Annotated in this window: 25 protein-coding genes; 12 read left to right on the top strand and 13 right to left on the bottom strand. The window is 58.8% G+C overall.

Features of this window, described 5'->3' with window-relative positions; all coding sequences use genetic code 11:
* Window positions 1–64: 64 nt before the first annotated feature.
* The 4 genes from AC1DF8_RS12560 (at window position 65) to AC1DF8_RS12545 (ending at window position 5,388) form a co-directional block, all read left to right on the top strand.
* Window positions 65–946: an MBL fold metallo-hydrolase gene (locus AC1DF8_RS12560; RefSeq protein ID WP_018114432.1), complete on the top strand. Its 882-nt coding sequence runs from the start codon at window positions 65–67 to the stop codon at window positions 944–946.
* Window positions 947–1,148: 202 nt separating this feature from the next.
* Window positions 1,149–1,784: a hypothetical protein gene (locus tag AC1DF8_RS12555; protein WP_478153784.1), complete on the top strand. Its 636-nt coding sequence runs from the start codon at window positions 1,149–1,151 to the stop codon at window positions 1,782–1,784.
* Window positions 1,785–2,031: 247 nt separating this feature from the next.
* Entirely contained in the window at window positions 2,032–3,759 is a 1,728-nt protein-coding gene (locus AC1DF8_RS12550; RefSeq protein ID WP_478153783.1) for a flagellin N-terminal helical domain-containing protein, read from the top strand.
* A 1,365-nt stretch (window positions 3,760–5,124) separates the two neighbouring features.
* On the top strand, window positions 5,125–5,388 hold the full coding sequence (locus AC1DF8_RS12545; protein ID WP_029616346.1) for a DUF982 domain-containing protein: 264 nt from the start codon (window positions 5,125–5,127) through the stop codon (window positions 5,386–5,388).
* A gap of 56 nt (window positions 5,389–5,444) precedes the next feature.
* Here the strand turns inward: AC1DF8_RS12545 and AC1DF8_RS12540 are convergent, their stop codons facing one another.
* On the bottom strand, window positions 5,445–6,329 hold the full coding sequence (locus AC1DF8_RS12540) for a LysR family transcriptional regulator (protein WP_478153782.1): 885 nt from the start codon (window positions 6,327–6,329) through the stop codon (window positions 5,445–5,447).
* Window positions 6,330–6,557: 228 nt separating this feature from the next.
* Between AC1DF8_RS12540 and AC1DF8_RS12535 the strand changes: the two genes are divergently transcribed.
* From AC1DF8_RS12535 to AC1DF8_RS12520, 4 genes are all read left to right on the top strand, one after another.
* The gene (locus AC1DF8_RS12535; protein ID WP_478153781.1) at window positions 6,558–7,292 is read left to right on the top strand and encodes an SDR family NAD(P)-dependent oxidoreductase; all 735 of its coding nucleotides are present in this window, start codon (window positions 6,558–6,560) and stop codon (window positions 7,290–7,292) included.
* Between the two features lie 71 nt (window positions 7,293–7,363).
* On the top strand, window positions 7,364–7,963 hold the full coding sequence (locus AC1DF8_RS12530) for an NADPH-dependent F420 reductase (protein WP_478153780.1): 600 nt from the start codon (window positions 7,364–7,366) through the stop codon (window positions 7,961–7,963).
* A gap of 154 nt (window positions 7,964–8,117) precedes the next feature.
* Complete coding sequence (locus AC1DF8_RS12525) at window positions 8,118–8,279, top strand: hypothetical protein (RefSeq protein WP_478153779.1); 162 nt, start codon at window positions 8,118–8,120, stop codon at window positions 8,277–8,279.
* A gap of 119 nt (window positions 8,280–8,398) precedes the next feature.
* Window positions 8,399–8,761 (top strand): RT0821/Lpp0805 family surface protein, encoded by a 363-nt coding sequence (locus AC1DF8_RS12520; protein ID WP_018114424.1) that lies wholly within the window; start codon window positions 8,399–8,401, stop codon window positions 8,759–8,761.
* 1,189 nt (window positions 8,762–9,950) lie between these two features.
* On the opposite strand, the gene AC1DF8_RS12515 is transcribed toward AC1DF8_RS12520, so the two are convergent.
* From AC1DF8_RS12515 to AC1DF8_RS12470, 10 genes are all read right to left on the bottom strand, one after another.
* Window positions 9,951–10,748 (bottom strand): HAD-IIB family hydrolase, encoded by a 798-nt coding sequence (locus AC1DF8_RS12515; protein ID WP_478153778.1) that lies wholly within the window; start codon window positions 10,746–10,748, stop codon window positions 9,951–9,953.
* Window positions 10,748–11,530 carry a DeoR/GlpR family DNA-binding transcription regulator gene (locus AC1DF8_RS12510; protein ID WP_478153777.1) on the bottom strand — a complete coding sequence of 261 codons (783 nt, stop codon included), beginning with the start codon at window positions 11,528–11,530 and terminating at the stop codon, window positions 10,748–10,750. The genes AC1DF8_RS12515 and AC1DF8_RS12510 overlap by 1 nt, the downstream gene beginning before the upstream one ends.
* Before the next feature lie 9 nt (window positions 11,531–11,539).
* Window positions 11,540–12,292, bottom strand: a complete 753-nt coding sequence (locus AC1DF8_RS12505) for a glycerophosphodiester phosphodiesterase family protein (protein WP_478153776.1) — start codon at window positions 12,290–12,292, stop codon at window positions 11,540–11,542.
* 57 nt (window positions 12,293–12,349) lie between these two features.
* The gene (locus tag AC1DF8_RS12500) at window positions 12,350–13,402 is read right to left on the bottom strand and encodes a sn-glycerol-3-phosphate import ATP-binding protein UgpC (RefSeq protein WP_478153775.1); all 1,053 of its coding nucleotides are present in this window, start codon (window positions 13,400–13,402) and stop codon (window positions 12,350–12,352) included.
* Window positions 13,403–13,405: 3 nt separating this feature from the next.
* On the bottom strand, window positions 13,406–14,254 hold the full coding sequence (gene ugpE, locus AC1DF8_RS12495) for a sn-glycerol-3-phosphate ABC transporter permease UgpE (protein ID WP_478153774.1): 849 nt from the start codon (window positions 14,252–14,254) through the stop codon (window positions 13,406–13,408).
* Between the two features lie 11 nt (window positions 14,255–14,265).
* Window positions 14,266–15,150, bottom strand: a complete 885-nt coding sequence (ugpA, locus tag AC1DF8_RS12490) for a sn-glycerol-3-phosphate ABC transporter permease UgpA (RefSeq protein WP_112970482.1) — start codon at window positions 15,148–15,150, stop codon at window positions 14,266–14,268.
* Between the two features lie 64 nt (window positions 15,151–15,214).
* The gene (gene ugpB / locus AC1DF8_RS12485; protein WP_478153773.1) at window positions 15,215–16,540 is read right to left on the bottom strand and encodes a sn-glycerol-3-phosphate ABC transporter substrate-binding protein UgpB; all 1,326 of its coding nucleotides are present in this window, start codon (window positions 16,538–16,540) and stop codon (window positions 15,215–15,217) included.
* Between the two features lie 645 nt (window positions 16,541–17,185).
* Window positions 17,186–18,058, bottom strand: coding sequence for a carbohydrate ABC transporter permease (locus tag AC1DF8_RS12480; RefSeq protein ID WP_478153772.1), 873 nt, complete (start codon window positions 18,056–18,058; stop codon window positions 17,186–17,188).
* A 12-nt stretch (window positions 18,059–18,070) separates the two neighbouring features.
* Window positions 18,071–18,958, bottom strand: coding sequence for a carbohydrate ABC transporter permease (locus AC1DF8_RS12475; RefSeq protein WP_112542603.1), 888 nt, complete (start codon window positions 18,956–18,958; stop codon window positions 18,071–18,073).
* A gap of 90 nt (window positions 18,959–19,048) precedes the next feature.
* The gene (locus AC1DF8_RS12470; RefSeq protein ID WP_478153771.1) at window positions 19,049–20,314 is read right to left on the bottom strand and encodes an ABC transporter substrate-binding protein; all 1,266 of its coding nucleotides are present in this window, start codon (window positions 20,312–20,314) and stop codon (window positions 19,049–19,051) included.
* A gap of 196 nt (window positions 20,315–20,510) precedes the next feature.
* On the opposite strand from AC1DF8_RS12470, the gene AC1DF8_RS12465 reads away from it, so the two are divergent.
* The 4 genes from AC1DF8_RS12465 (at window position 20,511) to AC1DF8_RS12450 (ending at window position 24,296) form a co-directional block, all read left to right on the top strand.
* Window positions 20,511–21,545: a Gfo/Idh/MocA family protein gene (locus AC1DF8_RS12465; protein ID WP_478153770.1), complete on the top strand. Its 1,035-nt coding sequence runs from the start codon at window positions 20,511–20,513 to the stop codon at window positions 21,543–21,545.
* 26 nt (window positions 21,546–21,571) lie between these two features.
* Window positions 21,572–22,309, top strand: a complete 738-nt coding sequence (locus tag AC1DF8_RS12460) for a GntR family transcriptional regulator (RefSeq protein WP_478153769.1) — start codon at window positions 21,572–21,574, stop codon at window positions 22,307–22,309.
* A gap of 77 nt (window positions 22,310–22,386) precedes the next feature.
* Window positions 22,387–23,385, top strand: coding sequence for an SIS domain-containing protein (locus tag AC1DF8_RS12455; RefSeq protein ID WP_478153768.1), 999 nt, complete (start codon window positions 22,387–22,389; stop codon window positions 23,383–23,385).
* Between the two features lie 2 nt (window positions 23,386–23,387).
* A complete protein-coding gene (locus tag AC1DF8_RS12450) occupies window positions 23,388–24,296 on the top strand; it encodes an N-acetylglucosamine kinase (RefSeq protein ID WP_478153767.1) in 909 nt (302 codons plus the stop codon).
* A gap of 74 nt (window positions 24,297–24,370) precedes the next feature.
* Here AC1DF8_RS12450 and AC1DF8_RS12445 read toward each other — a convergent pair whose 3' ends face one another.
* Both AC1DF8_RS12445 and AC1DF8_RS12440 read right to left on the bottom strand, forming a co-directional pair.
* Window positions 24,371–25,732: an NAD-dependent succinate-semialdehyde dehydrogenase gene (locus tag AC1DF8_RS12445; protein WP_478153766.1), complete on the bottom strand. Its 1,362-nt coding sequence runs from the start codon at window positions 25,730–25,732 to the stop codon at window positions 24,371–24,373.
* Window positions 25,733–25,779: 47 nt separating this feature from the next.
* Complete coding sequence (locus AC1DF8_RS12440) at window positions 25,780–26,418, bottom strand: hypothetical protein (RefSeq protein WP_478153765.1); 639 nt, start codon at window positions 26,416–26,418, stop codon at window positions 25,780–25,782.
* Window positions 26,419–26,455: the final 37 nt, after the last annotated feature.

Genomic DNA, 26,455 nt, shown 5'->3' with positions numbered 1-26,455 from the left:
AGGAGCCTGGCTTGATGATGGAGCCTAAATGACTTCATCGCTCCCGAAGTGAGAGGATCTCGTCATGCTGAATTCCAAAACTTTGTTCGTGGCTTCGTCTCTGGCGTTGGCGATCACGGGATCCGCCTCCGCGCAAATGCCTCCGCAGCAGCCGGACTCGAAAGCCTTCAAGATTGGCTCCCTCGATCTGGTTTCGTTGCACGACGCCCAGTTCGTACTGCCCAATGACGGCAAGATCTTCGGTATTGGACACTCCCCGGAGGAAATTGGTGAAGTGCTAAAGGCGTCAGGTGCGCCGACCGATACCGTGACGCTGAGCGTGGATGCGTTGTTGGTGAAAGAGCCAGAGCGCGTGATCCTGATCGATACCGGGGTCGGTGGAGCGCTGCAGCAGTCCCTCGCTCAGGCAGGCACCAAACCGGAAGAGGTCACCGACATTCTGATCACCCATTCGCATCCCGATCACATGGGCGGCCTCGTTAAGGACGGCAAGCTGGCCTTCCCCAAGGCAACGATCCGCATGTCGTCGGCGGAATGGGAGTTTGCCAGGAAGAACGCCCAGCTTGCGGACGTCGTCAAGGTGATCGAAGGAAATGTGAAGACGTTCAATCCGGGCGTGGAGGTCGTGCCGCAGATAACTTCGGTCGGCTTGAAAGGCCACACACCGGGCCATGTCGGTTATGAAATCGTATCCGGCAAGGAGAAGCTGCTGGACATTGGTGACACGGTGCACAGCTCGATCATCTCGCTTGTAAAACCGGAATGGCTCGTTGGGTTCGACAATGACGAAAAGGGCGGCGAGAAGAACCGCATCGACACCTTGAAGAAACTAGCGAAGGACAAGGAACTCGTCTTCACGCCGCACTTCCCCTTCCCGGGCGTCGGTCACATCGCAGCCGACGGCGATCACTTCTCGTGGCAGCCAAGCGTCCCGACAGCGAAGTAATCGTCCGGTCCGGAACGAAAGGCAGTTTGAGAAACGGAGCACCGATCTTGGCAATCTCGAGCCGGGTGTCTGGCGCGAATTTGCCTGTGAACAAACTATGCGAAAAGTTGTAATTTCCCGCGATCCGGGTAATCCGTTGGAAAGTATTCAATCTGAGAAATATTCATTTTGTTCAGATACAACTTGATCAGGACGAACATCTTTGAGCAAAGAAATTCCCAGCATCAATGATCTGGCACATCAATTTTATCGGGATCATAAGAAGGTTCTTGATCTGCTTGCGAAACCGAGCCCTGCGCTTGGCTTTGATGTCGCGGCTCAAAGATTGTTCGGCAAAAAGCCCGAGCGAAAGCAGGTGCTCGCAACTGTTGTCGGTCAATTCGTCTACTGTCGAATGGAAAAGAACCAGGTAACCTTCCTACCGGCTGACTGGAAGGACAAACTGGACAACATGCAAAGCATTTGGACAGGCTGTGAAAACTGGTGGCTTGGATACCCGCTCATCACCTATCTGTCGACAAGGTCCGGCAAGAACGGTGCTGACGGCGAGCTGCATCTCAATATCGAGCTGGGCCCGCTTTCGGACCACCGGCTTCGAAAAGGAATTATCGCTACTCTCGCAGCGGAAGCATCGGCGAAAGGCCTGAAACGGATCGGGTTTCCGGCCGGAGCGGCCGACAACGGCCGGCTATACTCCCGGTTCCTGCAGAAAAGCTCGGTTTCGCTCGATGATTCTTACAACGCGCATGAGGTCGAACATAAAATGCGCCATCTCCTTGTTGAATTCGAAMCAGAATTCGATTTTGTCGCAAACGTCATCCCGCAGTTCCCTATTTAAGAAACCACTATCTCCCGTTAGCTTGCCGTTAACCTTCTCGGGTACAAATGCGTTAACGATAATTCGCGGGACGATTGAAATCGCAACCCACAGTAACGAGTTTCGACCCTCAAGGTCTATGCGTAACGGTCTCGCCATGATGACGAGCACCCCCAGTGGTTAACCGTTGAAGTGTTCCGACATCGCTAGCAGCTTGCGCCGGACCGGCTGAAGTCCGGGGGCTAGCCTATTCCCACGGGGCTTTAACGTGACCAGCATTCTGACGAACACATCCGCCATCGCCGCACTTCAGACGCTTCGAAGCGTCAACGCGGGACTTGAGAAAACACAGCATCAAGTCAGCTCCGGCCTCCGAGTTCAAAAGGCGTCAGACAACGCGGCTTATTGGGCGATCTCGACAACGATGAGGTCGGACAACAGGGCATTCTCGGCTGTATCCGACGCCATCGAATTGGGGGCAGCGACGGTCGACACGGCTTATGCCGCGACGTCGTCCATCATCGACATCCTTGGTGAATTCAAAGCCAAACTCGTTGCGGCCAAGGAAAAAGGCGTCGACAAATCGAAAATTCAGGACGAACTCAACCAGCTTAGCGCGCAGGCGCAGGCAGCCGTGATATCGGCGAGCTTCAGCGGCCAGAACTGGCTGAGTACCAACGCTTCGACGCACCTGATGGAAACCACCGAACTTGCAACCGATGTGGCCTCTTCCTTCGTCCGTTCGGAGAATGGAGCGGTGGCCGTCACGACGACAAAGGTGAACCTTAAGAACACCAGCATGCTGAACGCCGGAGGCGGCGGCATCCTGCAGAAGGAGCTTGGCGGTGTCGGCGACATCGGCGGCTTCCGAAGCACGGGCATCAATTCCGTGGCGCACGAAGGCCACGAAAGCCACAGTTTCACCGGCCCGGCGACTTTCGGCACCACGGACTACATCACGTTCGATCTGGTCGTGGATGCAGGCACGCTTTCGGGAGGTATCACCTATTCCGGGCTGAGGATCGACAAGACGGTCATCGACTCCGCGCTAGGCACGAGCGACGGCACGATCCATGACGGTGCAGAGATGCGAAAAGTGCTCCAGAAAGTATTCGCCGACAACGCTGTCAAAGCGACCGCCAACGAGACAATGTTCACAGGCTCGACGACAGCAACGGATGTCTTTGAGATCGGTTCCCTTGAGACTTCCGGTCATCCAGGTTCCAGCATCGATATCTCCAATGTCGTATCCAATCTCGGAAGCTCGTATCCCGCAGGCTTCGCCATGGGCCTGGAAAACCCGCCGAGGCAGAACCACGACAATATGTATCCGGAAGCGTGGTTCGATTTCACCAAGCCGTTCACCGTATCGCCGACGTCGCAGATTTTCTTCGACGCTCAGGTCGGCCCCGGCGCGCCTCAATCCTTCACGATCGACCGTGCGACCGTCGATGCGGCACTCGGCACGACGGACGGCACAGTTGGAAGTGCCGCGGACCTCGCGACCGTCATAGAATACGTCACGACCGGGATGGGCCTTTCGGTGAGTACGTCGGGCAACCAACTGACGTTTTCCGCGGATCGGACAATGTTTCCGGAAGCAGGCAATCGCGCCGCCCGCGTCATGGTCGGGAATGTCACGTCCAATCCGACCTGGGCTTTGGAATTCGATCTCGCCGAAGTCGATGTAACGACCTCAAGCTTCACTGTCGACGAATACCTGGTTGGCGTCGAATATATGCTCCATCGATCGACGACCAGCGGCAGCGTCCTTGGCTCCCTCGACAAGCGCCTGGGCATGCAGTCGGATTTCGTCAGCCATCTTCAGGCCAGCATGACATCCGGTATCGGACGCTTGGTCGATGCAGACATGGAAGAAGTATCCGCGAGGCTGACGGCCCAACAAACCCAGCAACAGCTGTCCGTCCAGGCACTTCAGATCGCCAATCGGGGACCGAGTACGATTCTTCAGCTTTACTCGGGACGTCAGAGCTAGCGTGATGCGTCGGCGGCCGAGCCCGCCCGCCCGTTCTGGATACTCATGCCGCCGATCTAATTTCTAAAAGGCAGATTGCAGATGCAGGCGGACCGCACAGCCGGCTTTAGCGGGACTATAGGGCTTGGGTCCCCGGCTGTACGGTCCGCGCGTCTTGCTCGCGACGAAGAGTTAAGTTCCAACCCACCGTAAGAACTGATCGATGGATATCAGCCGAATATAGATGGCAGGAACCTGGTCTCCATTTCGTCACATCGCCCTGTCTGACTGGGAGTGAAGCTCAAGGCAGTCACCGAAACAGCCGCGCGCATACCGGTCGCAAAGACTAGGAGCAGCCGCGCTTCTGCATCCGCTTTATGATTTTCGCTTTTTTCTCTACTTCATCACCGGGTCTCTTGCCGCCTGTCGTTCGCGACAAGCGATCCTGCATTTGTTCGCAGGTTTTGCGTGGGCGATTATCATCCCGATCCTTCCGGCGAGCGTCCGCTTCGTCCCCGCTGCTCAACATCATCGTCGCAGAAACAAGGCTGACGATTGCGGTTCTCACTTGGGGCTGCCTTCGGGATTCGGTTGTTGCGATCCACAGTCGCGCGGGTTGCTTATCAACCCTACCATAATCGGACGACGGTTGGGGTGCGTCCGATCGCAATGATGTCGACGCATTTTGCACCATCAGGAACGGAAACGGCCTTCGGTAGCAGAACTGCCTGGCAGCGATTGCTTTGAAATACGGCATCTTGCTCCACGCACCCGTGACCGCGTCACGCCCGGAAAGGAGACACCGGACCGGCTTGTCAACGAGGCGGTGTTCCGCTTGCGGGCAGGTCCGGCACCAGTCGCGACCTCTACAAAAGTGACGTTATTATTCCGAGTCAACCAACGCCCGAATAAAGTCTATTGCGTCGATCTCCGACTTTAGGGCGAATATGCTGGTAATGCTGGATCTCATTGACCCAGGGGGAAGTATCGGTCAGAGGCAATATCGGCGCGACCCCTGAAGAAGAAGGACAACTACCCTCTCTTCGGGCCGTATTTCAAATTCGGCACGCACCGGCGTCGAATTCCAGGCACTTTCCACTTCCGGTTCGCCGAGTTTTCACAGTCATCCACGCGAGCTGGTCTCGCACAGCTGTGCACGTCGCACCGACGTGCACCCGGCACCCACTTGCCACCACTCAAAGGTCTGTCGAGGCATTGACGAGCGAACCGGGATACAATCGTGCACTAAACTCTCCGCGCGGTCCGACCGGGCACTTCGGCTCAATTGCACTGTCACGCGTTTTTCACGCGACAATTTGCAACCATACGATTAACTCTCTCGCTCAAAACGTGTTGGCCGATCGTATCGCCGTGGGGTATTGCGTCATGAAATTCGACACCTCTACCGAATTTGATCAAGTCATCCTCATCTTCAAAGATCCCGGCCGACGGCTGATCGTTCGGACCGTGCAGGAGGCTGCCAACGCTTTGCTGAAAGACTGGCCGTCGGACGATGGCGAGGAGTTTTTATCTGCGGTGAAAGCGTGTGTCGACGTGATGACCGGAAAAGCCAGTAGCTGGGAGCTGAGAAGCGCGATCCTCCGGGCCGCTAATGAAGCTGGTGTGGCCGCGGTTGCCGTACTTCATTGAGCGATGGGCGCCCGCCATGGATCGTCCGGCGGGCCAGGTCGAAGCGATGGTGACACCTAACCCGATCCCGCCAGAAGCGACGCGTTCTCGGCAAGCTTGCGAGCGGCGAACTCGGTGAAGAGCCGCACACGCTTCGTCTTGCGTGTCTCACCCTGCGTGAGAAGCCAGAGCGTGCCGTACATGTGCAGGTCAGTTCGAGGTACCCTCACCAGCGTTGGATCGGCATCTCCGACGAAGCAAGGCAGCGTCGTCATTCCCAGCCCCTGCCGCACCGCGACGATCTGCGCCTCGGCATCCGTGACCCTGAACGGCACGCCTGAACTACGGGTCTCACCATGGCGGACCCATTCGGGAATACCGTGAGCGCTTATGACGATCCACCGGACAGGATCAGGCCCGCCGGCATTCCATGCGGGCAGCAGATCGCGAGACATGTAGATTGCGCCGAACACATCCGGCCCCTTCAGGCCGTGAAGATTGGGCGGCAGAGTCTTGCGGTCATAGACGACGCGGATCGCGACGTCGGCCTCTCGGCTTGTCAGGTTCGCAAGGTCGCCGGATGACATGATGTCCATCTCGATGTCCGGATGCGAGCGCGCGAAGTCAGCGAAATCAGGCATGAGGAGGTGTGTCGCAAGTGTCGGGGCCAGCGTCACCCGCAGTAGCCCGCGCACGCTTTGGTCGCGACCGAGGACGCGGGTCTCCAACTGATGCGACGAGGCTTCCATCTGCTCCGCGAGCTCGCGTACCTCTTCCCCCGCCGCCGTTATGTGATAACCGGAAGGCAGCTTCTCGAACATCCGCGCTCCAAGACGCTCCTCAAGCTGGCCGATACGCCGAAGGACAGTGGAATGGTTCACGCCGAGAACCAGGGCAGCCGCCCGGACTGATCCGGCTCGCGCCACGGCAAGAAAATATCGAACGTCATCCCAGTCAACCATGGTGCATTCCGGCACCGCAGCGGTGCGCCCTCCAAACTACTTGCGGTCCAAATTACCTCTGCACGCTTAGAAAGCAAATCGGCTAGCCAATCAAACCGGATCGTTTTTGCACCACCCTTGTGCGTGCTTGCGCACTGATACCCGGAATCCGGTGGCCCTATGTTGGTGTTCTCAGGGTTTGGCAGGGCACTTCCCCATACCCGCGGAACACACCGAAGGATGCACGACATGAACAGACTAACCGGAAAGACTGCCATTATCACCGGTGGTGCTACTGGCATTGGCCGTGCCGCGGCGAAGCGCTTCATCGAGGAAGGCGCCTTCGTCTTCATCTTCGGTCGCAGGCAGGAAGCGCTGGTCGCGGCCCTGGCCGCTCTAGGGCCAAATGCCCGCTCGGTTCAAGGCTCGGTCTCCGACGAGGCGGACCTGGATCGTCTTTATGCGGCAGTGAAGGCCGAGCGCGGCACACTCGACATCGTCTTTGCCAACGCAGGAGCGGGAAGTCCGCTTCCTCTTGGCAAAATCACCGCAGAGCATATCGACGACACCTTCGACACCAATGTGAAGGGCACGATCTTCACGGTGCAGAAAGCGCTTCCGCTCATGGGACAAGGAGGGTCAATCATACTGACCGGATCGAGCGCAGGCACCACGGGCGCCCCGGCATTCACCGTCTACAGTGCCAGCAAGGCGGCGGTGCGCAACCTCGCCCGGACCTGGGCCGAGGACCTGAAGGGCACAGGCATCCGTGTCAACGTGCTCTCGCCCGGTGCAACGGCGACCGAACTCGCGAAGGATGCGCTTGGCGAGGAAGGGCAGAAGGCTTTCGCGTCGATCACCCCGCTCCAGCGTATGGCGGATCCGTCAGAAATCGCAGCTGTGGCCGCTTTCCTCGCGTCGCCGGACAGCAGCTTCATGACCGCCAGCGAAGTCGCCGTTGATGGCGGCCTCGCCCAGCTCTGACGCTCAGCCTGCTTGCGCCTTCGAAAAACGAGCGGGGCGCCTGGGAATTTCATGAACCAAGGGAGAAGATTATGACCTATGCAATCATCGGCTTCGGCAAGATCGGCCAGGCTCTCGCCAAGGCGTTCGCCCGAAGCGGCATTGAAGTATCCGTTGCCACCACTCGCGATCCGGAAAGCTTTGCATCTGAGGCCGCCGCGATTGGGCCTGGGATCATCCCGAAGACACTGACGGACGCAATCAAGGCGGACGTCATCTTTCTGGCAGTCCGTTTCGAGGCTCACGCAGGTGTCGCAAAGGCGCTGTCGGACTGGAAAGGGAAGATCATCGTCGACGTTACCAATGCCTATGGGTTGCCCCTTGAGATACTGGGAGAGCAGCCTTCCGCTAGAGTAATTGCGAACGCGTTTGCAGGCGCCAAGGTGGTCAAAGGGTTCAACCATCTGGTCGCCGGGATCCTTGAACAAGATCCGGATATCCACGGCGGCAAGAGGGTTGTGTTCCTGGCGAGCGACGACGAGGACGCGTCAAAGCAGATCGGCACGCTTGCGGAAAATCTCGGTTTTGCGCCGATCAACCTCGGCCGACTTTCCGAAGGCGGACTGCTCGTGCAGGCGCGCGGGAATAAATGGGGTCATCTGATCTTCAAGGACTTGGTCAAATTCAACTGATCTCGTTTTCGCAGACCCAAGAGAAGCCGGAGAATCCAATGAGCAGCGGCGACAAGGAAGGGTTGCTGCCGCTATCGGCCGAAGACATCGAGTGGACCGTTCCCGGGAACGCCATCACAGACACTCGGGTGTCAACGCCACAAACAAGCCGTTCATGAATGACTGGCTCACAATTATCGTCGAGAACGGGAAAGTGGCGGCCATCAGCGAATACATCGACACGCAGGCGCTGGCACGAGTTTCAGACGATGGCAGCGCGATCCGTGCGGCAAGACCGTCCTGCGCAGCGGAACCTTTTGCTTCGATGAGTGATTAAATCGGCGACGGTGGATCTCCCTGTTCGTCGCCGGCCGATGATAAATCTCATCGGCCGCAATCGGGTCTCCCCAGAATGTGAACGCTTGGTAACTTGAAATATTAGAGGCGAAAGGCTTTATGCAGCCGATGAACTCGAAGCACTTCATCACGGCCATGAGCATTGCAGCTTTGACGGCATGCTCACATATCGAGCCTCTTGAGACGCCCCTCGCCCAGTCAGCAATCCCGCACGAGGCGCCTTTGACGGATCAAGCAGTGATCGCAGATACTGTCGGTCGCAGTCCTGTCGGCGCAAACGCGCTTGCCTGGGCCAACCCGTCGACAGGCAGCGCGGGGGTTATCGAACAGATCGATGCCAGTACCGATGGACCGGACGGATGTCGCCGTTTTGTAACCAGCCGGCAATCGCTCGACGGCATGACGCGTTTCAATGGCGTAGCCTGCCCGTCCGGGGACAGTTGGAAACTGGGCGGGCAATAGGGCCAGCCGAACGTCAGTGACCGATGCCAGCAGCCGTGAACGCTTCGCTGCGACCGCTTAGCGATGGGGCTGTCACGACGGTCCTGCGATGCGGGCCACAAGGCGGGGTGCTTCCTCGGCGGCCGCCAATACTATGCCTGACTTGCGGGTAGAGGCGAAATCCAACCCGGTGAAATAGAGGCCCGGCAGGGCCGCCACGCCATCCTCGTGGACAGCCCCGCGGCATCGAGCTCACCGTCGAGCTTCATCCAACTGAAATCGCCCTTGAAGCCTGTGCACCACAAGAACAAAAATCGGGTGCTTCATCCTGAACTCCTTCAAGCGTCTGTGAGCGCCCGCGAAGGTCCATGGTCTTTCTGATTCAATCGCCAATGAAATCGATAGACGTTTAGCGGATATCACATCGCAATGACGAGACGAGCCTGAAGGCCCTGTCTCGCGGCGTCCTTTAGTACATGCTCAATTTGATTTTCGATTGTGGAAACTCAGTCTATGCTGTCGCTTGTCGGGATGAAGTTGGCAAGCAGGCTCGAATTCTCGCAACAATGCTCGTTCGCCTCGTACAACGTCTCCTCGTCGGGAGCGTAGAGAGGGCTCAGTACAAGCGGGATTTCGAGGCTCACCGAATTGGTCGTCTCATCCGTATTGAGACAGACCTCATCGAGGGTTCGAGGCCTGGAGCACGACCAAGATGGCGCGCTTCGGCTAAGAGGATTTAGAAGTGAAATTGTTTCTGCTCCTGCCCCTGATTACGATTGTCTGTTCAGGCTGTTCGACCGAGCCACCCACCGTTTCCCGAGCGGTGCGCCCTCAAAGCCGTCACGCATCACACCTTCCCCAGGCGCCAAACTGTGAAAGCAAGCCTAATTTTGAAGGGATGTTGCGTACACTCTGCTATTGAGGCTTGTTTATGCGGCCTGGACCGCAGCCGGCCTCAGTCATGAGGAAGGCAACGCACGCAGTTACGGATAGGCCGTCGAGACGGCGGTCGGAATTTGCGCGCCGGCAGATCGGCATCTTGAGCAGCGGTGCTCATTCCCCCGAAATCGATATCGCAACAGCAAGGACCTGGGCTGCCGATCCCGCTCGCACGACCTACCTCCTGGACGTGAGGACGCCGGCTGTTTCCTCGGCAATCTTTCCAGATCCAGTAGCGGAACCGATACCATCCTAACGGCTGGCCCCGGCGCTAAGCCTCTCTATGCTTGGCTGCAGCAAGAATGGTCTCCCCGATATCGGCAAAGCCGAGGCCGGCCGGCCGGGTCGAAATCCACCGAGGGGCATGTGAGAGCTGCGGCAAAATCGACAGGACATTGTTCACGCCGAAGGAATTGTCGATGTAGCCGAACATCGGTGCATCGTTGCGGGAATCGCCGACAAAAGCTGTCGCCAGCGGAACTGCTTGCGGACTGAGACCAAATTCCTCGATCAAGAGACGTTCGCTCATCGAGCGTTTGTCGTAATTGCCGATCCATGTATTGATATGGATCGAACTGATGGCGACAGTTGCCCCACTGTCACGCAGACACGCCGCCAAGCCATCTACCTCGGCCGGTGAGTGGCCAACGATATCAATGGCGACGTCCGCCAGCCGAAAGGCTTGATCATGTGCAATCTGAAAGCCCAAGCCCTCACGCGCGATAATGTCGACGACCGTTTGGAGATGGCGCCGTTGACGCTCGGTCTGGACCGCCTGTCCCTCCCAATAGTCGAAGACCACATCGCGCCCTCGGCGGAAAACTGCATAGGCGCCGCTTTCGCCTATGACCGCCTTGACGGGCCAGGCGCGAACAATGTGCTCACACCAACCGGCAGAACCGCCAGTGACCGGAATAACCGCAATACCGGCATCGTTCAGATCCCAAAGCACCTGATAGGTCTCCGGGAGCAACTGTCCGTCGGTCGTCAGCGTGTCGTCAATATCGGTGAAGAGGTAACGCACGCCCCGAAGCTCGTCAGCAGATGGAGTTCGATCAACAAAAGTCATCAATTTTCCTCGCCGCTTGTGACGATTTCGACGCCGCTTTCGGCAAGCGCTTGCCGGATCTGCGGTTCGCCCGGCAAGCGATCCGTGTAGAAGCGGTTGAGTTGTTTGAATGGAGCGACGCGAACAGCCGCCGTGCGCTCCCATTTGCTGACGTCGGCCGCGAGAAAGCGCGTCTGCGAATTCTCGATCAGAGCATTGGTTATCTGCGCCTCACCGTAGCTGAAATCCATGATACCGTTAGTCGCACTCAGTGCACCGGCACCAAAGACCGCATAGTTGGCGTAGAATTTCTCGATGAACTTGATGACGTCAGCGCCAACCACATCGCGGTCGTCGTGACGTAGCAAGCCACCCGTCAAATGCACTTCGACGCTCGGCGCGTCGCAGAGCGTAAGCGCCACATGGATATTGTTGGTCACGACGGTCAGCCCCTTGTGGTCGCGCAGCGCCTCGGCCACGAACTGAACGGTGCTGCCGACCCCGAGAAAGACGGTCGAATCCGCACCGATATCACTGGCCAGGCGCCTGGCGATCGCCCGTTTGGCGCGCTTGTTCAACTGCGCTCGTGCATTGAGCGAGATATTGCTGCCCTCGATCGGAAGATCCACTCCACCGTGAAATCGTCGTGCAAAACCGAGGTCGCACAGCGTATTGATGTCACGGCGTATCGTCTGCGTCGTCAGGTCGTATCGACGCGCAAGCTCCTCGATAAACTGGGTCCCTTCACTCTCGATCAACGCCAGGATTTCACGCTGTCGCGCCGAGATCATGCGCTGCGCCATCGGCTGTCCCTACTTTAGAAAGAGGCTCGGATCATCGGTTATCACACCTGTCAGCCCTGCCGGCCAGAAGGACGTCAGCAAGCGGGGGTCGTTGCATGTCCATGCGCGAACTTTGATGCCGCGAGTTGCGGCCTCTTCCAGGAATCCGATGCTCAGCGATTTGTAAAGGAGATGGATGGTCTTCGCCGGCACAGCGGCAAGTCGGTCCACCCAGTCCTCGGGAAGCTTGCTCCAGAGCATGGCAAGATCATAGTTCGCATCCAGCTTATGCATCGCCCGCAATGCGTCAGGATCGAAGCTCGAGATCATCACTTGCGTGTGCGCTGCGCGACTTTGGAGATGCTCATGGACCGTTCTCGTCAGCTGCTCGAGCGACGTCTGATGCGGATGCTGCTTGATTTCGACATTGATGTTGAGACCAAGGCGGCCCAGTTCCGGTACGACATCGGCAAGCAGCGGGATCTTTTCTCCCTTGAATTCCTCGCCGAACCACGAGCCTGCATCGATCCCGGAGAGATCGGCGGCTGTCATATGCTTGAGGTGCCCTTTCGAAGAGGAGCAGCGATCGACCGTTACGTCATGAATGACGACGGCGGTTCCGTCGCCAAGTAGCGCCACATCCAGTTCGACCCACTCTGCGCCCTGGTCGGCTGCCGCCTTGAATCCGGCGATCGTGTTTTCGGGCGCGACAGCGGATGCGCCGCGATGAGCCTGGATTTCATTCTTGGCCAAGTCCGAAGCCAATATATGCTGTGTGATCATGTTCACTTCTCAAAATAAAGTTCAGTATTGTCGAAGTCGTGCTTGCGCGGCTTCGAGTCAGAGATCGTCCGTTCGCCTGCCTGTCTGGCGATTGAAGGGATGGATGGATGCAACGCGAATATAAACCGGGATTTTGGCGGCTTCGCTAAAGTCAGGTCTTCCCGGAACGGTAACAATGGCGGTCTGATTGCTTTCGTCCAGGCGGATGTGCAAATGGCTCTCGCCACCGATCGGCTCAAGGAGTTCGACTATTGCATCGAGACGGATAGACAGTTCGCTCGGCTTCTCCGTGAATATGTCATCGGGTCGAATACCGAGCGTATCCGTCGCGTCCGGCAGAGTGAGCAGACCATCGCCGTCCGCTCGCCTGACCAGTTCGAGTGGCAGAATGTTCATCGGCGGCGAACCGATGAAGCTCGCGACAAAGAGGCTAGCGGGACGGTCATAGACGTCGACCGGCGTGCCGACCTGTTCGACGAGACCGCCATTCATCACCACGAGGCGATCGGCCAATGTCATGGCCTCCAGCTGATCGTGCGTGACATAGATGCTGGTCGTCTTCAGCCGACGTTGTAGACGGCGAATTTCCACGCGCATTTGTACGCGCAGCTTGGCATCGAGGTTGGAGAGCGGTTCGTCGAACAGAAAGGCAGCAGGCTCGCGGACGATTGCGCGTCCCATTGCGACACGCTGGCGCTGACCGCCGGACAGCTGACGCGGTTTGCGCTCGAGCATCGGACCGATCTCGAGGATCTCGGCAACCTCGGCAATCCGGCGATGGATCTCGGTCCTCGGCGTGCCTCGATTCTTCAGACCGTATTCAAGATTCTTGCGAACACTCATATGTGGATAAAGCGCATAGTTCTGGAAGACCATGGCGATGTCCCGTTCGGCAGGTTCCGCCTTGTTGACATTGCGTCCGGCGATCTGGATCTCGCCGTCGCTGACTGTTTCAAGGCCTGCTATCATTCGCAACAAGGTTGATTTTCCACAACCGGAGGGGCCGACCAAGACAATGAATTCGCCGTCCGCGACTGAAAGGTCGATACCTCTGACCGCGGGGACCGAACCATAATTCTTCTTGATGTCAATTATATTGATCGCTGCCATTTTTTATTTCTCCGTTTCGACCAAGCCCTTAACGAAAAGGCGCTGCATGGCGACGATGACGAGGACAGGGGGAAGTGCTGCCAGGATGACGGCTGACATAACAAGGTTCCAACGCGGCTCGGCATCAGCCACAGCCGCCATGCGCTGAATTCCCATCACCACAGTGTAAAGGCTCTGATCGGTCGTGATGATCAGCGGCCAGAGATACTGGTTCCAGCCGAGTACAAAGAGGATGATGAAGAGCGCCGCGATATTGGTGATCGATAGCGGCAGGAGGATATCCCAGAAGAATTTCATCGGCCCTGCCCCATCGACCCGCGCCGCTTCCATCAACTCATCCGGTACGGTGAGAAAAAACTGGCGGAACAGGAATGTCGCTGTTGCCGACGCGATCAGCGGGACGATCAGCCCGCCATAATTGTTGAGCATGCCGAGGTCGGCGACGACCTTGTAGGTTGGCACGATACGCACCTCGACCGGCAACATCAGGGTGATGAAGATCATCCAGAACGCCAATGTCCTGAAGGGGAACCTGAAATAGACGATGGCGAAGGCCGACAGGATCGAGATCGCAATCTTGCCGACTGCAACACCGATCGCCATGATCAGGGAATTGAGCATCATCGGGCCAATGGGCGGGGCGCCGGCATTCGTCATGCCGGCCGTCAGCATCGTGGAATAGTTCTCGATCATATGCCTGCTCGGCGTCAGCGGCACGACCCCGGACAGAAAGTCGTTAGGCCCGTGTGTCGATGCGATGAAGGCGACATAGACCGGGAAGACCACGACGACGACGCCGACGATCAGAACCAGATGCGCAAGAAGAGTTAGGAAGGGGCGATTTTCGACCATCGTCGTTATCCTCAATACTGTACGCGCCGCTCGATGAATCGGAACTGGATTGCTGTCAGGGCGACGACAATCAGCATCAGGATCACGGATTGGGCGGCCGAAGAGCCTAGGTTAAGTCCGATAAAGCCGTCGAAATAGACTTTGTAGACGAGGATCTCGGTCGCTCGCGCGGGACCGCCTTGCGTTGTTGCATGGATGATGCCGAAGGTGTCGAACATCGCGTAGACGATGTTGATCACGACGAGATAGAAGGTCGTAGGCGAGATCAGCGGGAAGACGATCGTCCAGAAGCGCTTGACGGGACCCGCGCCGTCAATGGCGCCCGCCTCCTGCAGGGACTGCGGCACGGATTGGAGTGCTGCCAGGAAAAACAGAAAATTATAGGATATCTGTTTCCAGGTCGCAGCGATGACGATGAGCGCCATCGCATCGTTGGGATTGATCAGATGGTTCCAGTTGACGCCCATCGATCGCAGGAGATAGGCGACAATGCCGATCGACGGATTGAACATGAACCACCAGAGGATGCCCGCAATCGCCGGCGCAACCGCGTAGGGCCAGATCAGGAGCGTCGAGTAAAGGCGCGAGGTGCGCAGCACGCGGCCGGCTGCAGCCGCCAGTATCAAGGCGATTGACGTCGACAAGCCCGTCACCAGGACGGCGAAGAGCAGCGTGTGGCCGAAGGCATCGAGATAGAGCGGATCGGCGAACAGGCGACGGTAGTTATCAAACCATACGAAGCTGGTTTTGAAGCCGAAGGCGTCCTGGCGCAGGAATGACTGCCAGAACGCGGTTGCGGCCGGCCAGAGAAAAAAAACTATCGTCACAAGGATCTGCGGGGCAATCAGCAGATAAGGGAGAAGCTTGCCCGGAAAGACAGTTCGTTTGGTTTGCATGAGCCCTCACGTCCCGATGGGTTGATGGGCGAAGGGCCGGCATGAACCGGCCCTTCGGTGGGGACTACTGATTGGCGGACTGGAAGTCACGCAGCTGTTCGTTGCCGCGTGTGACGACGGAATCGAGCGCTTCCTTGGCCGTCTTCTTGCCTGACAGAAGGGCGGCGAATTCATCATCGATGATGCCGCGAACCTGAACGTAATTGCCAAAACGGATGCCCTTGGAATTCTCCGTCGGGGTCACGCGCGTCAGCTGCTTGATGCCGATGTCCGCGCCAGGGTTCTTTGCGTAATAGCCTTGATCCTGGCCGAGCTTGTAGGCCGCTTCGGTGATCGGCAGGTAGCCGGAGAACTGGTGCCAGTCGGCCTGAACCTCAGGCTTTTGCAGATAGGTGTAGAACTTTGCGACACCCTTATATTCCTCCTCTGGCCGTCCCTTCAGCGTCCACAGCGTGGCGCCGCCGATGATGGAATTCAGAGGCTGCTGGATGACATCATTATAGTAGGGCAGAGTGGCAAAACCGACTTCGAAACCCTTGGCATTGTTCACGACGCCAGCCCGGCCGGCCGATGAGTTCATGTACATGGCGCATTCCTGCGAATAGAACATCGGCGGGGCATTGTCGCCGCCGCCGGGACCGCCGAACTTGAACAGGCCTTCGTCCTGCCACTTCTTCAAATTGTCCCAATGACGAACCGTCAGGTCATTGTTGAAGGTGAACTCTGCATCGAGGCCGCCAAAACCGTTGGCCTTGGTCGAATAGGGCTTGTCGTGCAGCGCATTGAGGTTCTCAGTCTGAATCCAGGAGATCCAGGCGCTGGTGAAACCGCATTTGGCCGCACCCGACTGCATGATCTTGCGGGAAAATGCCTCGACATCGGCCCAAGTCTTTGGCGGCGTTTCCGGATCAAGGCCCGCCTTTTTGAAGATATCCTTGTTATAATACATGATAGGGGTCGAAGAATTGAACGGCAAGGACAGGACGTTGCCGCTCGTGTCCGAATAGTATCCGACGACCGGGGCGATAAACTGGCTCTGGTCCCAAGCCTCGCCTTCGTCTTTCATGAGCTGATACACGGGATAGATCGCGCCTTGCGCGGCCATCATCGTTCCTGTTCCAACCTCGTAGACCTGGACGATCGCCGGCTGCTGGTTGGCGCGAAAAGCAGCAATGGCGCCGGTCAGGGTTTCGTCATAGGTGCCCTTGAAGACGGGAACGATCTCGTAGTCGCTTTGCGACGCGTTGAACCCCTTGGCGATCTCCTCCAGTTTTGCACCGTTCTCGCCACCCATCGCATGCCACCATTGAATCTTGGTTGCCGCCATGGCCGGCGCGCTCAAGGACAGGCTCAGCAGGCCCGCGGATAGATAACAAGCAGCCTTATTCATCTCTCACTCCCAATGTTGATCCGTGGAGCCTCCCGCTCCGAATGCGACGCAAACCCTACCAGCTGACATTCATATTGCAATCAATTAATGTTCAAATGAACATCCGTGTCAAAGTAACGCTTCGACGGGCTCGGCAAAATTAGGGAGATTCGGGAAAATCGCGGTGGGCTTCGTGCATTTTCGCACGATCTCACACATCTTGCCGACATGGATGAACCTTGACAAAAAGACAGACGTTCGAATGAACATATGGCAGATATCGAAATGGCAGGATGCGCCGCTCGCCGTTTCGAGCTGCCTAACTGGTCGGGAACGCAAGCCGCGCGCCGATTCGTAACGATTGGCCGGTGACAAAGAGGTGTGCCGGAGCTCAGATCACGCAAATGGCGGATAGTCGCAGTTCAGGACGCAGAACCGGTCAGACCGCCCACACCCGAGTGGTCCCTTCAGGGCCGACGTTCGTCCGCGGCCCGATCTTCCCTATTCCAAGCGCCACCGGGATCGATCTTGAAATCGCCCCCACTTCTTCCGAGCGAAACCGCGGTTCGGCGGATCTGCGCCCATTCAGGTACGAGCCTGATTGAGACGAGCGACAGAAGGAGCAGTCACAGATACGCAACCGCAAACAATCAGCCATTTGCCTCGCTATTTGCCGACGCCTTGGCTGAGCCCTCTGATGAACTGCCGCGAGAAAATCACGTAGAGGGCGACGAGTGGCACGACGCCAAGCGTCAATGCGGCAAGAAGGGCCGGATAGTCGCTGAGAAACTGACCGACAAACTGCTGAACACCGAGCGTCACAGTCTGGTTGGCCTTGCCAGGCGCCAGGATCAGCGGAAACCAGAGGTCGTTCCAGACCGGCAGCATGGTTAGCGTCGCGACTGCAGCAAGGCCGGGCTTGACCACTGGCAGCACGATGCGGAAGGTGCGGAATTCGCCCGCGCCATCCATGCGCGCCGCCTCCTTGATCTCCGTCGGCACGGTGCGGAAATAAGCCATCATCAGAGTGACCGCGATCGGTATGCTCATCGCCGTATAGACCAGGATCAGCGCCGTCAGCGTATCGACGAGGCCCCATGTGATCATGATCTTCAGGATCGGTACGGTGCCGAGGCGTATCGGCAGCATGATGCCGACAACGAAAAGCGCGGCGATCACTGGCGTGATCTTCAGACGGTATTCCGTCAGGCCGTAGGCGGCGAGCGCCGAAAGGACCACAGTCAACACGATCGTCGAGACCGTAACGATCAGGCTGTTGCGATAGTTCAGCAAGAAATTGCCACGGGTGAAGACACGAATATAGCCGTCGACGCCGAAGGTCGACGCCGTCGGCAGGTCGAAGGGACCGCCGAAAATGGCGGGTGTCGTCTTGAACGAATTCAGAATGACGACGCAGATCGGGCCGAGCGCCAGAAGCACGAAGAAGATGAGGAGCCCGTGGACGATGAGCCGGTCGAGCAACATGCGGTGGCGGCTCGTGCCGTAGAAGGTGGAACTGACCTTGCTGGAGGATAGCATCTGTTCCGCTCCCTAGATCTGATGGGCCTGGAGGCGGCGCTGGACCAGCCAGAAATAGGCGCCGGTCACGAGAAGAATGATGACGAAAATGACTGTTGCCACCGTCGCGCCGAGATCAAGATCAGCGACCTGGCCGCTCGATCCGAAGAAGGTTCGGTAAAACAGCGTCCCGAGAATATCGGTGCTGTAGTTCGGACCGGGGGCGGATCCGTTGAGCGCAAAGATCAGGTCGAACCCGTTGAAGGTCCAGATATAGGTCAGGATGACGATCAGTCCGAACTGCGGAGCAATCAGCGGGAACTTGATCTTCCAGAAGATCCGCCAGTTTCCTGCGCCGTCGAGACGGGCGGCCTCGATGATATCTTCGGGGACGGCAAGAAGCGCGCTGTAGAGAAAGAGCATGGGTATGCCGACATATTGCCAGACCGACATCAGCGAGATCGTCGGCAGGGCCGTCATCTCGTTGCCGAGCAGCGGGAAGCCGACGAGGCCCCAGAGCGGATTGATGATCAGCCGCCAGATGAAGCCGACGATGACGACCGAAAGTGTGGCCGGTACGAAGAGCAGCGTACGGTAGATGCCCTCGGAACGACCGAGAAGCCCCGATGTCAGAAGCCCGGCCATCAACAGGCCGATCGGCACTTCGACGATCAGGTGAATGAGGAAGAATTCGCAATTGTTCATGAGCGCGTTCCAGAAACGGGCGCTCGTGACCGGATGCGTGAAGAGATAATAGTAGTTTGCCAGCCCCACGAACACGCGACCACCGGGGCTATCCGTATCGAAGAAGCTCATGACGATCGATGCCGCGAGCGGCAGAACGGCGAAGGCGAGATAGATTGCGAGCGCTGGCAGCACAAACAGAAAAAGGCTCCAGCGAGCCGTCGCAGGACGTGTCACCCGGTATCTCCGTAGTCTCGGCGCCGGGGTAGGCCGGCGGGTATCGGAAGCCTCGCGTAACGGGACAGCCGGTACGCGAGGGGCTCTTTCTTACTTCTTCTGCGGTGCGTACCAGGAGGCAAGACCGGCCTGCAGTTCGGCTGCCGCCTTTTCCGGTGTAACGTCGTCACCGATCATCATCGTCTGCAGCACGCGCCAGATTTCGTCATCGAGCGGCGGGTTGCCTGCGCTCAGACGGTCCAGCGCCAGGCGCGGGGTCAGCTTGGCGCCCGTCTTCAGGTCGGCGAATTTCTGCGCCAGCGCATTGGTATAGGTGACAGGGGTGCTGCTCATGGCAAAGAAGCCGGGCGCGGCGTTGACGTAGAGTTCCTGGAACTCTGGCGTCCCAAGCCAGGCGAGGAAAGTCTTTGCGGCATCCTTGTGCTTGCCGGCCGCATTGATGCCGATCGCCATGTCAGGCATTTCCTGCAGGTAGCGCTGGCCACCCTCTTTAGCAGCCGGCGGACCGAAGACGCCGACATTGAGGCCCGTCGAGGTCACCTGATTGATGTTCCATGAGCCATCGGGAAGGATCGCCGCGCGACCGATCGTGAAGAGCTGCGTCATGTCGGCATATTGCAGGCTCGCCTGGCCTTTCGGCAGGAAAGGCTTCCAGGCCGCGAAGGCCTTGAAGGCTTCGATGAATTCCGGATCGGTCAGTTTCTTCGTACCATCGATCAGGCCGAGCCGGCCCTCTTCACCATTCCAGTAAGACGGGCCGATATTGTAGAGGCCGTTATAGGCGAGCTGCCAGGATTCGGCGGAACCATAGGCAAGCGGTTCGTACTTGCCGCTGTCCTTGATCTTCTGCAGCACCTTGACGAACTCATCAGCCGTCTTCGGCACCTCGAGGCCCAGCTCCTTGAAAATATCGATATTATAGTAGAAGCCGGCGAGCACCGCGGCGACGGGCAGGCAATAGGGCGCACCCTTTGCATCCGTCCAGGCAGCTTTCGATGTCTCGTCGAAATTCTTGATCGCATCGAAATCGGCAAGTGAGTCGAAATAACCGCGACCGATCCATTCGCGATTGACGTCGAAGGGACGGCAGGTCAGGAGATCCGGGCCGGCGCCAGCCTCGATCTGTGATTGCATTGCCGCATTATATTCATTGGTGTTGACCGGCGCGAACTCGACTTTGATGCCGGGATTTTTGGCTTCGAAGGCGGGTATGATCTTGTCTTGCCAGACAGCAATGTCTTCCGTCCGCCAGCTGCCGAGCTTGATCGTAACATCTTCTGCCAGCGCACTGCCGGCCATCATCAGGGCCGCGACCGACACCAAGGCGCCGTTCAGCAATTCATGCTTTGAAAGCATTTGATAATCTCCCATTTTCGTCGCTTGAAACTGCTCCCGTCCCGGCTCATGAGAGGATCGTCCGGGGATTGATGACGGACGATACCTCTCAATACCAGTTGTGACAAGTTATATTTTTTATTTCCAGTTTTTGTCTTATGTGGTATTCGATCGAAAAGGATGGCGCGATCCATCGCGATAGATCGAGGGATGAAACATGATTGGTGTCGGACTGCTGGGGTCGGGGTTTATCGGCGAATGTTATGCCGACGCGCTGCTTGATGTGCGCAATGCGGAGTTGCGCGCCTGCTTTTCCCGCAGCACCGCCCGCGCTAGTGAATTTGCGCAAAAATGGAACGTGACTGCTCATTCAAACATGGATGGTCTCTGCGCCGATCCGGCCGTCGACATCGTGATCATCGCGCTCCCGAACGAAATCCATCTCGAAGCGACGAGAACCGCCGCCAGGCATGGGAAGGCGGTCATCTGCACCAAGCCGCTCGCCCGCACGGAGGCCGAGGCGGCAGTCATGCTCAAGGTGGTGATCGAAGCGGGTATCTGGCACGGATATGCCGAAAGCTCGGTCTTTTCTCCCAATACCGCCAAGGCCTACGAGATGGTGAAGGCCGGCGGCATCGGCAGGCTTTTGACGATGCGCGCCCGCGAAGCCCATTCCGGCCCGCATGCTCCGCATTTCTGGGACGCCGAAACGGCGGGCGGTGGCGCCTTGCTTGACATGGGATGCCACACTGTAGAATCAGCAAGACACTTCTTCGGCAAGGATAATCCCGTAACCGAAGTCATGGCCTGGGGTTCGACGATGGTGCACGGCGACAAGACGACCGGCGAGGACGCGGCGATCGCCCTCCTTAAGTTTGCAGGCGGAGAGTTGGCGACCATCGAATCGTCCTGGATCGAAAAGGGCGGCATGCAGTTGCGCCACGAACTCGTCGGCTCTGAAGGCCGCATCGTGACGGACAGCTCCGTCGGCCCCGTCTGGGGCTTCGTCGGAAAGCCGGTCGGCTACACGGTCGAAAAGGCGGATGCCGAAACCGGGTGGGTCTATCCCGTGCCCGAGGAGACCCGCGCCTATGGTTTCTCCCAGCAGATGCGCCATTTCATCGATTGTTTTGCGGCCGGCAGAACCCCGTCCGAAACCTATGAAGACGGTGTGATCGTCAACAGGATCATCGATGCCTGCTATCGATCCATGAAAACCAGGCAGTGGGAAAAGGTTGCGGTAGGCCTATGATCGGAATTGAAGGCCAGGCGGCTCCCTTGCAGTCGGATTCTCCGGAACCGTTGTGGCAGCAGGCTGCAAAGGCAATCATGAAGGAAATCGCTGCGGGCAAACTGGTCTCGGGAAGCCGGTTGCCGCCGGAGCGCGATCTCCTGACGCGGCTTTCGATCAGCCGCGTGACGCTGCGACGCGCTTTGCAGAGTCTGGTGACGGACGGCGTGCTGGTCTCTTCGCACGGCCGCGGCTGGTATATCGCGACGGAAGCGCATCAGGAATTCCCGCAGACGCTCGAATCCTTCAGCGAGACGGCTGCCCGCCTTGGCCTTGCACCATCATCGGAGGTGCTGCGGGCCGAAGAGGCGCCGGCGAGCCTCGACGAGGCGGAAGAACTCGGCATCGCACCCGGTGGGCCGGTCTTTCATCTCGATCGTGTCCGGATGCTCGACGGCGTACCTGTGGCAGTCGATCAGTCGTTCTTTCCGTCAATCCGCGGGCTCGACATGTCCGCGATCGACTTCAAGACGGCGTCGCTGTTTCGCCTTCTGAGCGGAGCGGGCTTCGACCTTGCCCGCGCAGAATCGACAATCGAGGCGCAGGCGGCGGACAAGACGCTCGCCCGGCATCTCGGCATCGAACAGGGCATGCCGATCCTTGCCATGCGCCAGTTGGTCGAAGACGGCAATGGACGTCCGGTCATGGCCTCGACGATCCGTTATGCCGGCGACCGCTATCGCCTGCGCACCTCCTTTTCACGCACCGGTAAAGCGGGCAGCTGAGGCCGCCTTTCAAGGCGCACGACAGCCGGCAATATGTTGCGCCGGCGCATGAATTCAGGACCAGGGAGAAGACCGGAATGGTCAAGGGTTATATTTCGCTTGCCGAAGCGCGCGCTTCGCAGGCGAGCGCGCTCGAAAGAGCAATTGCCGAAATCGGTAAAGAAGTCACAACCGCATCCGAGGCATTCAAAGGCCCCGGCCCCATCTTCATGGGCATCGGCGCAAGCTTTGCGGCCTGCTCGGCCGCGGTCTGGGAGTTGCGTTCGCGCGGCATCCACTCGTGGCGCCTCAACGGAGGCGAATATCCGGTCCCCTTCCCGGCCTCGAGCCATCCCGTCATCGCCGTCTCGCAGAGCGGCAAGAGCACCGAGACGCTTGCGGTTCTCGATTCGATCGACCGCAGCCTTCGCATGTCGGTGGTCAATGCCAAGGGCTCGCCGGTCGCCACCGCCTCGTCGACCAATATATCGCTCGGCGCCATTCCAGACAGCTATGCCTCGACGATTGGCTATACCGCCACGATCGCAGCCCTCGGCATGATTGCCGAAGCTTGGGATGGCGGCGCAGCCGATCCGAGCTGGGCTGATCTTCCGGCCGCCTTCCGCCAGTTGGAAAGCGAACTTTCGCAACAGATCGGCACGATTCTTTCGCGCATGGAAAATGCCGCCTATGTCGACTGCGCGGCGATCGCGTCTTCCGCCGGTTCGGCGGAAGTCGGCTCGCTTCTGCTGCGCGAGATTTCCCGCATCCCGTCGACCGGCATGTCGACCCGCCAATATCTTCATGGCGCCATGGAATCGGCCGGAAAGGGCGTGCATATTCTCTTCGGCGACGAGCGGGAGGCAGTACTGGCGACGACACTGACAAAGGCCGGCCATCATACGATCCTCGCCGGCCCAGTGCAGGTTGAGGCGAACGAATGGCTGACCTATATTGCGCTGCCGCGCGTGTCGGTGACCCAGCGACCGATCCTTGAGGCGCTCATCATGCAGACCATTGCAGCGGAGACGGCCGTTGCGCGAGGGCTCGACCCCGACGCTTTCGTCTTCCACCACAACGACACCAAGGTGGCCTGACCATGACTGGCAAAACATGCCTCGTCGCGCTCGATGTCGGCGGAACCAAGACGCATCTGGTCGTCGAGACGCTGGCGGGCGATCGCATCCTCGATACGGTCATCAGCAGCCATGACTGGGATGCAGAACCCGCGGCCCATGGCGCCGATTGGCTGGCCGCACGGCTGAAAGCCAATCTGCCTTCAGATATTGCCGCCGCCTCGATCGCCTTCGGTGCGCAAGGCATCAACCGCGCGGATACCGCGCGGACGCTCGAAGCGGCCCTGCTCGATCGCGGCTACCGCGTTCATGCCGTCAATGACGCAGCGCTCATCGTGCCCGCTGCCGGCTTTGCGACCGGCATCGGCGTCATCGCCGGCACAGGCGCGATCGCGGTTGGAACGGATCCTGACGGACAGCCGCTGTCGGCAGGCGGCTGGGGATGCGTGATCGGTGACGAAGGCGGGGCAGCCGCCCTCGTGCGCGAGGCGACACGCGCGGCGCTCAAGGCGCATGACGAAGGTCGGCCTGATGACGGACTGCTCTCCGCCCTGATCCAGGATTTCGACGTCGAGGATGCAGAGCGGCTGACCCGCAAGGTCAATGACGACCCGACGGCCGAGAACTGGGCGCCGCACTGCGCTGCCATCTTCGATGCGGCGGACCGGGGATCGCTGCTTGCAGAAAAGGTCATCGCTCAGGGCGCCGCCGATCTTGCCGCACTTGTCGGCCAACTCAGAAATCGCGGCGCCACCGGCAATGACGTGGTGGTCGCGGGAAGCGTCATCGTCAATCAGTCACGACTCTTCGAAGCGTTCAAGGTGGCGCTGCGTCAAGAGCATCCCCGGCTCGCGGTCCACAGACTGACAGTTTCTCCGGTCGAGGGCGCCCTGTTTCTTGCGCGTGCCGCGCTGAAGCCTGCGGCCCAATAAGTCCAACCGGTCATATCGTCCAACCGACGATCGAGAGGCCAGCCGGCCAATCCGGCTGGCCTCTTCAGTTTTGATTATGCGCCCTTCCAGACAAGCTTGGCATTGGCTAGTTCACGCGCGCCAAGGCTGCCCAATTCCCGCCCGAAACCCGAGCCTTTGACGCCGCCGAAAGGCGCGCGCGGATCGGAGCGCACGAAATCATTGATAAACACGGCGCCGGCTTCGATCCGAGACGCGACGCGCTCGGCGCGGTCCGGATTGCCGCTCCATACGGCCGCACCGAGACCGTATTCGGTGTCGTTTGCAAGCGCGACCGCCTCATCCTCGTCCTTGAAGCTGTAGAGCATCGCAACCGGACCGAAGAATTCCTCGCGGGCTACCGCCGCATTCTTCGGAAGACCGACAATAACGGTCGGCTCGTAGAAAAAGCCGGGACCGCCGATCGGCTTGCCGCCGGTCAGCACTTGCGCGCCCGCCTTGACGGCATCGTCGACCTGCCGCTGAACATTGTCGCGAATATCGGAACGGGCGAGCGGCCCAAGCTTTGTTTCAGCCTTCATCGGATCGCCGACCTGAATGCGCTTGACCGCATCGACGAAGGCGGCGGTGAAACGCTCGGCGATCGGCGCATGGACGAAGATCCGCTTGGCGGCGATGCAGCTCTGGGCATTGTTCGAATAGCGCGACACCACCGCCATCTGCACGGCCTTGTCGAAATCCGCATCATCGAAGACGACGAAGGGATCCGAGCCGCCAAGTTCCAGCACGACCTTCTTGCCAAGCGAACCCGCCTGCTCGGCAACGGCCCGGCCGGCTGCCGTGCTGCCGGTAACTGTGACGGCCGCAATCCTGGGATCGGCGATAACGGCCGGGGCGCGCTTGCGATCGATCACAAGGTTGGAATAGAGGCCCCGTGGCGCGCCGGCATCGAGGATCAGCTTCTCGATTGCCGCTGCCGATCCCTGCACCGTTTCGGCATGCTTGACGATGACGGTATTGCCGATAAGGGCGGCCGGAATGAAGAAGCGCAGCACCTGCCAGAAAGGCAGGTTCCACGGCATGATGCCGAAGATCGGGCCGATCGACTGATAGACGATCTTGGCCGGCGTGCCGGCGATCGGCTCATCACAGACATAGGCAAGGCCATCGCCTGCGAAATGCCTTGCGCCAAAGGCGGATTTCTTGACCTCGCCCTGCGCTTCGGCAAAGGGCTTGCCCATTTCCGCGACGATCAGGGCGGCATATTCATCAACACGCTGTTCCAGCAGGTCGGCAAGCCGGTTCAGGAATGCCGCTCGTTCCTGCAGCGACGAGGCGGACCATTGTTTCCAGGTCTCATGCGAACGTTGGAGGATCGCTTCGACTTCATGGTCGCTGTGCTCCTCATAGGTGCCGATCAATTGTCCATCGCTTGGATTGTAGGACAGGAAGCCCATCTAAATCTCCTCTTGTTTAGCAGGCAGGTATTGGGGTCGTGGAAGCATCAGCCGCTTCCTTGAAGCAGGGAAAGACTGGCGGCGAAGCAAAGTGTCAAAGCGCCGAAGACAGCGAGTTCGCGGCGCCAGGGAAACACGCTTTCAAGCGCCATCCAGGCGGCCAATGCGGCCATCCAGATCATGTTGGTCGCGCCTCCGACAAGCTGCAGGAGGACCATGGCGAGACAGCAGGCCGTGYGACAGGCCGCCCGGTTTCGCGAGAGACCGCGCAACAGGGTCAGTATCGCGCCGGCCAGAACGGCGGGTGCAAAGAGCGGCGCGATGAAACGACCGCCGGAATCGACGAGGCCCGCCGACCGCAGCATCCACTCACTGACAGCGCCGATTGCGGAAATTGCCAAAAGCAGCGGCAGAGAGGAAACCATCCCCCTCGGACCCGTTACCTGACGCTGACGGTTCAGCATTAGAGCCAGAAAGACAGCGGGAGCCATCATCGCGGCCATCATGGCCAGCCATGAAACGGAGAGATCGAGCAGGCTATCGGCACCGTCAGGAGACAGTCCGCCAGCTCGACAGATGATGTCGCCGAGTGTCTGCGGCATGCAATAAAGAACAGCCCAGGCGGAGAGGCCAGATAGCAGCATGCCGTAGTCGGCAGCGGTTCGGCTGATCGCCTGTCTCGTCATTGCCATGATCCCTGACATGTTGAGGGCTTGGGGCGAG

This window comes from Rhizobium sp. 05N49, assembly GCF_056396805.1.
The sequence above is the reverse complement of the archived record's forward strand: the minus strand, read 5'-3'. Positions and strand labels throughout refer to the sequence as shown.

Excerpts from the sequence above, each read along its gene's own strand:
- ugpA (WP_112970482.1), bottom strand. The coding sequence starts at position 15,150 with ATGCAAACCAAACGAACTGTCTTTCCGGGCAAGCTTCTCCCTTATCTG.
- AC1DF8_RS12535 (WP_478153781.1), top strand. The coding sequence starts at position 6,558 with ATGAACAGACTAACCGGAAAGACTGCCATTATCACCGGTGGTGCTACT.
- AC1DF8_RS12480 (WP_478153772.1), bottom strand. The coding sequence starts at position 18,058 with ATGCTATCCTCCAGCAAGGTCAGTTCCACCTTCTACGGCACGAGCCGC.
- AC1DF8_RS12455 (WP_478153768.1), top strand. The coding sequence starts at position 22,387 with ATGGTCAAGGGTTATATTTCGCTTGCCGAAGCGCGCGCTTCGCAGGCG.
- AC1DF8_RS12545 (WP_029616346.1), top strand. The coding sequence starts at position 5,125 with ATGAAATTCGACACCTCTACCGAATTTGATCAAGTCATCCTCATCTTC.
- AC1DF8_RS12465 (WP_478153770.1), top strand. The coding sequence starts at position 20,511 with ATGATTGGTGTCGGACTGCTGGGGTCGGGGTTTATCGGCGAATGTTAT.
- AC1DF8_RS12515 (WP_478153778.1), bottom strand. The coding sequence starts at position 10,748 with ATGACTTTTGTTGATCGAACTCCATCTGCTGACGAGCTTCGGGGCGTG.
- AC1DF8_RS12520 (WP_018114424.1), top strand. The coding sequence starts at position 8,399 with ATGCAGCCGATGAACTCGAAGCACTTCATCACGGCCATGAGCATTGCA.
- AC1DF8_RS12510 (WP_478153777.1), bottom strand. The coding sequence starts at position 11,530 with ATGGCGCAGCGCATGATCTCGGCGCGACAGCGTGAAATCCTGGCGTTG.
- AC1DF8_RS12470 (WP_478153771.1), bottom strand. The coding sequence starts at position 20,314 with ATGCTTTCAAAGCATGAATTGCTGAACGGCGCCTTGGTGTCGGTCGCG.
- AC1DF8_RS12505 (WP_478153776.1), bottom strand. The coding sequence starts at position 12,292 with ATGATCACACAGCATATATTGGCTTCGGACTTGGCCAAGAATGAAATC.
- ugpE (WP_478153774.1), bottom strand. The coding sequence starts at position 14,254 with ATGGTCGAAAATCGCCCCTTCCTAACTCTTCTTGCGCATCTGGTTCTG.
- AC1DF8_RS12560 (WP_018114432.1), top strand. The coding sequence starts at position 65 with ATGCTGAATTCCAAAACTTTGTTCGTGGCTTCGTCTCTGGCGTTGGCG.
- AC1DF8_RS12450 (WP_478153767.1), top strand. The coding sequence starts at position 23,388 with ATGACTGGCAAAACATGCCTCGTCGCGCTCGATGTCGGCGGAACCAAG.
- AC1DF8_RS12530 (WP_478153780.1), top strand. The coding sequence starts at position 7,364 with ATGACCTATGCAATCATCGGCTTCGGCAAGATCGGCCAGGCTCTCGCC.
- AC1DF8_RS12525 (WP_478153779.1), top strand. The coding sequence starts at position 8,118 with ATGAATGACTGGCTCACAATTATCGTCGAGAACGGGAAAGTGGCGGCC.
- AC1DF8_RS12540 (WP_478153782.1), bottom strand. The coding sequence starts at position 6,329 with ATGGTTGACTGGGATGACGTTCGATATTTTCTTGCCGTGGCGCGAGCC.
- ugpB (WP_478153773.1), bottom strand. The coding sequence starts at position 16,540 with ATGAATAAGGCTGCTTGTTATCTATCCGCGGGCCTGCTGAGCCTGTCC.
- AC1DF8_RS12445 (WP_478153766.1), bottom strand. The coding sequence starts at position 25,732 with ATGGGCTTCCTGTCCTACAATCCAAGCGATGGACAATTGATCGGCACC.
- AC1DF8_RS12500 (WP_478153775.1), bottom strand. The coding sequence starts at position 13,402 with ATGGCAGCGATCAATATAATTGACATCAAGAAGAATTATGGTTCGGTC.